The organism is Nostoc sp. DedSLP03, from assembly GCF_034530815.1.
GTDB lineage: Bacteria > Cyanobacteriota > Cyanobacteriia > Cyanobacteriales > Nostocaceae > Nostoc.
In genome coordinates, this window is sequence record NZ_JAVRCK010000192.1 from 1 (window position 1) to 4723 (window position 4723).

General features: G+C 42.6%; 6 protein-coding genes. 5 read left to right on the forward strand and 1 reads right to left on the reverse strand.

Annotated elements, in window-relative coordinates:
* Nucleotides 1-230: 230 nt before the first annotated feature.
* The 3 genes from RM368_RS37960 to RM368_RS37970 all read left to right on the forward strand — a co-directional run bounded on the left by RM368_RS37960 (nt 231) and on the right by RM368_RS37970 (nt 3207).
* Nucleotides 231-392, forward strand: a complete 162-nt coding sequence (locus RM368_RS37960; RefSeq protein ID WP_322698843.1) for a hypothetical protein — start codon at nt 231-233, stop codon at nt 390-392.
* 200 nt (nt 393-592) lie between these two features.
* Nucleotides 593-1864 carry an MFS transporter gene (locus tag RM368_RS37965; RefSeq protein WP_322698844.1) on the forward strand — a complete coding sequence of 424 codons (1272 nt, stop codon included), beginning with the start codon at nt 593-595 and terminating at the stop codon, nt 1862-1864.
* Between the two features lie 371 nt (nt 1865-2235).
* The gene (locus tag RM368_RS37970) at nt 2236-3207 is read left to right on the forward strand and encodes an aldo/keto reductase (protein WP_322698845.1); all 972 of its coding nucleotides are present in this window, start codon (nt 2236-2238) and stop codon (nt 3205-3207) included.
* A 152-nt stretch (nt 3208-3359) separates the two neighbouring features.
* Here the strand turns inward: RM368_RS37970 and RM368_RS38985 are convergent, their stop codons facing one another.
* Nucleotides 3360-3470: a hypothetical protein gene (locus RM368_RS38985; protein WP_409883265.1), complete on the reverse strand. Its 111-nt coding sequence runs from the start codon at nt 3468-3470 to the stop codon at nt 3360-3362.
* Nucleotides 3471-3585: 115 nt separating this feature from the next.
* On the opposite strand from RM368_RS38985, the gene cutA reads away from it, so the two are divergent.
* Nucleotides 3586-3900, forward strand: a complete 315-nt coding sequence (cutA, locus tag RM368_RS37975; RefSeq protein ID WP_322698846.1) for a divalent-cation tolerance protein CutA — start codon at nt 3586-3588, stop codon at nt 3898-3900.
* A gap of 173 nt (nt 3901-4073) precedes the next feature.
* Nucleotides 4074-4628, forward strand: coding sequence for an acireductone dioxygenase (locus RM368_RS37980; RefSeq protein ID WP_322698847.1), 555 nt, complete (start codon nt 4074-4076; stop codon nt 4626-4628).
* Nucleotides 4629-4723: the final 95 nt, after the last annotated feature.

Sequence of the window (4723 nt, forward strand, 5' to 3'; positions counted from 1 at the left end):
GTGCAATTTATCTGGCTGCTTCTGTCATTTGGCTCAATTGATGACACGCCCTAGCTTCACGAGATTTTGCCACTAATAACGCTGACCTCTTGAAAGCAATTTTGTCAGAGTACTATGAGATTGGGTTGTGGGCAAATAAAAATAGGCGTGCAGCTGCCGAAATCCTTGCCCCAAAGGTCAAGACTGATATCGATACTATAGAGTTGGCACTGACGAGAAGAAAATATGACATGAGATCAATTACTGAGGAAGTAATTAGCGCTCAACAAAAAGTTGCGGATCTCCTATATCAACTGAAAGTCGTGCCGAAACTAGTCGATATTCGAGGAGCAACTCTAAGCGCCCAACAGTATGCAGCAATTACACCGGATGCCGTTAGGAATAAAGCTTAACCTTTGAATCAGCAAGCTTGCTACAAAACCAGAGGCGATGCCCTTCTCTACGAGACGCTCCGCGTAGCTTGCTTCTCCGAAGGAGTACGACAGGCTCAGGGTAAGACCTACGGCGGTAAACTACGCATTATCCTATAATTATTAGCGAAACTAAATATTAGGTGTTCTAAGATTTAGGATAATATTGTATAATTCCGCTAATGAAAATTTGGAATAGACAACTAGGCGATCGCGTAAGTACTATCATTTACCAGTATTTACCAGCCTTCCGCTGGCGTAATTTTCGCCTGTTTTTTGGAGGACAGTTACTATCAATGTCTGGGACATTTATGACCCAGCAGTTAACTATTCCTTGGCTGGTATACGATTTGACTAAATCTGCTTGGTTGTTGGGAGTTGCAGGCTTTGTACAATTTTTACCGACATTATTAGTAATTCCCTTTTCCGGCGTATTGTCCGATCGCTGGAGTCGTCGAGACTTGTTAATGGTGGTGCAGATATTGGGAATTAGCGTTTCCCTGGCTTTAACAATTCTTACCTTTAAGAATTGGATTACGTTTCCCATCCTATTGGTACTGAGCGTTCTCAATGGTTTGCTCAAGGGATTAGATATGCCCGTGCGCCATACAATCGTCACCGAAACCGTAGGCGATCGCGCCGATTGGAGTAATGCGATCGCTTTGAATTCAGTGATGTTAAGTTCCTCGCTGGTATTGGGGCCCGCTATGGGCGGGATTTTGATTGCGACGCTAGGGGTGAAATATTGTTTTCTCTACGATACCTTCAGCTATATTCCTGCCATCTTTACCCTGCTAGCAATGCGGCTGAAAGTCCGACCTATGCAGACCCTAACGAGCTTGAGCGATACTTTGCAGAAATTGCGGGAGGGCTTTGAATATGTCTCCAAGTTCCAGCCGATTAGAGCAATTTTATTAATACTGGCATTACAAGGTTTAGTCGGGATGTCTCATGTCGCCCTCATGCCCATCTTCGCAGCTAAGATTTTAAATGGGGATGCAACTACAATGGCTCACCTCAGCACCTCAGCGCCCATTGGCTCGTTGTTTGCTTGTTTATATCTGAGTGTTAGGCGAGGGATTGCGGGCTTAGAGCGTTTGATTGTAGCCGCTCAAGTCTTGATTGGGATAAGTTTGATTTCCTTCTCACTATCGCGTCAAGTTGGATTATCCATAATCATACTGGTGTTTACAGGCTGCTTTTCTATCCTCCTGATTACCAGTAGTAATATGATTATCCAAACCCTAGTTGCCGAGGATAAGCGGGGACGGGTAATGAGTTTTTATGCCCTAGCAATGGTGGGTATGATGCCCTTTGGGAATCTGTTAGCTGGAACTTTGGCACAGAATTTTGGTGCCACTAATGCCTTGATCGTCTGTGGTAGTCTAAATATCTTAGGTGCGCTATGGTTCTCTGCACAATTGCCAGCAGTGAGCCGTTGGATTGATTCTTAATTTTATAATTATTAACTCCGGTAACTCGATTGGTATATAGTATTTTAGTCATCGCTGTTGCAAAGTAATACTCATAGCTTTGCAATACTTAGGCAGATCGAGTGTACGAGAAAAGTGCAAAGCCTTTGGTAACAACATTAGACCTCTTGGCAAAAGTAACTTTTGCACTCTCGTGGGTAAAGGGGAAAGGTTCAAGGTTAAAGGTTTTTTGTTATTCCCTTACCCTTTTCCCGACAAATGCCAAGAAGTCTATTCTAGTGATTGATTAAAAATTAGCTTGAGGACGCACCGAGGAAGCCAATTGCACCTCCCAACAAAAGTAGAAATGTCACAACGTTATTAAGTATCCCAACAAAAGTAGAGCAGACAGTATGATCAAATATGTAAATCTTGGCAAAACTGGACTTAAAGTATCGCGTGTCACCCTTGGCACGATGACTTATGGCTCCCGTAAATTGCGCCAATGGGTATTAGAAGAAGAAGAAAGTCGCCCATTTATAAAACTGGCTTTGGAATTGGGGATTAACTTCTTTGATACCGCCGATGTCTATTCCTTGGGCGCTAGTGAAGAAATTGTCGGGCGAGCGCTTAAAGACTTTGCAAACAGAGATCAGGTTGTGATTGCTACCAAAGTACATGGTAAAGTCGGCGATGGCCCAAACGATCGAGGACTATCTCGCAAACATATTTTTGATAGCATTGATGCTTCTTTGCGGCGACTACAGACCGATTATGTAGACTTATACCAAATTCACCGTTGGGACTATGAGACACCAATCGAAGAAACTCTAGAAGCACTTCACGATCTTGTGAAAGCAGGTAAAGTCCGTTACCTGGGGATTTCTAGTGTTTACGCATGGCAGTTTGCCAAAGCCCTTTATACAGCAGACATTCACGGCTGGACTCGCTTTGTATCAATTCAAAATCACTACAACCTAGTCTATCGAGAAGAAGAACGAGAAGTCATACCTCTAGCCCGAGATCAAGGGATTGGTATTATTCCTTGGAGTCCCCTGGCGCGGGGCTTTTTGGCAGGGAATCGTAGCAAGTCAGACCATGACCAAACACTACGTGCAAAAACTGACGAATTCGCTCACAAGCTTTACTATCAAGATTCAGATTTTCAAGTAGTTGAGCGCGTAGTTGAATTAGCTACAAAACGAGGGGTTAAACCCACACAAATTGCCTTAGCTTGGCTATTGCATCAGCCAGGTGTAACATCTCCCATAATCGGCGCTAGCAAGATCGAACATCTCAAAGAGGCTGTCGAGGCGGTGGATTTAGAACTCTCCGATCAAGAGCGCAAATTTCTAGAAGAACCTTACACACCCATCCCATTTTAGGGCATGAGTACCCTTCTGGAAATCGCCCATAGAGCGACTAAGTACTCGATCAGAGGCAGGGGGGCAGGGGGAACTAAGAAAATGATGCCAATTAAAGCTAGTAAAACGGCGATCGTTACAGGGGGTAATAGTGGTCTGGGATACTATTACGTTCAAGCGATCGCATTTATTTCTGTTAATGGATCTATGGCATGAGATGAGGTTGTCCCCACAGTAGCAGTAATATAAAAAGGAATTAACCCAGATTTAATATCTGTAACAATTTGCTGTTGTAGTAATTATGGGCACATTCTATAATCAGCATCAACCTCAATTAAATGGAAATTTTCTCGCTTAATTCCCGCTACAATAGGGTCTTTCTCAATTTCGGAAACTTTTATGAAAATCTACTATGTAACTTTAAATAATACAGATGAAGCGCGTCAAATTGGTCGGGCATTACTAGAATGTAAGTTAGCAGTTTGTGTCAATTGGTTCCCGATTACTTGTGCTTATAGTTGGCAAGGAGAAATTACTGAAGAACCAGAAGTTGTTTTAATTATCAAAACTCAAGATGGTTATGCTTTAGAAATCGAAAAACTTATTCATCAGCATATTACTTATACTAATTTTATCGCCGAAATTTCTCCGACAGCAGTTAATCAGGGTTTTGTCAATTGGTTGAATGCAGAAGTTTCACCGCGCTCACAATAGAAATTACCTAATACTATTTCTTCCCCTGCTCCCGTTGGCTTACCTCAGTTTTGCTCGGCACGAGTTGCTCGCGGCAAGCCTTTTCCTCTACTTACACAGCGATCGGATATTTTTTAGTTGGAAGTCTTTTATGCCTAAAAAGGCCTATTCTACTCTTTTACTGAAGGTCAAAAATGGCAGTTCTCAAACTAGAAAATGGAACTCTCTACACCGATTTAATTCACATTGCTCAGGAATTAGCCCCCCTGAATATTCAAATTAATCGGCAGACGGTAGGAGATAACCCCAAACTCCAACATTTGTTGGCACAGGATAGTCTCAACGAAGATGAAAAAGAACAAGTACTCAAAGCAATAGATAGTTACTTTGAGCAACTACAACAGACAGCCGGCTATAAATCTCGTGATTTGATTGTCCTTCATCAAGGGATTCCTAACCTTGATGAGTCAATGGCAAAGTTTGACCAAATTCATACCCATGCAGATGATGAAGTCCGTTACATCATTGATGGAGAAGCGATTTTTGGCTTTGTACGTTCTGATGGTAGTCAAGTAGAACTGACAGTACAACCAGAAGAATATATCAACATTCCAGCCGGAACCGAACATTGGTTTTATCTCACCCCAGCAAAGCGAGTGAAAGCAGTACGCTATTTCATCACCACAGAAGGTTGGATACCCCAATATACAGGCAGAGAAATTCGCACCCGCCAACCCCTGCTGAGTTGAGAAGGCAGAAGGCAGAAAGTAATCCTCATAAATAAATTTAGGCGTTGCATAAATGCGGGATGAATCAGTTAAACACGGGTATTTTCCTATACTTC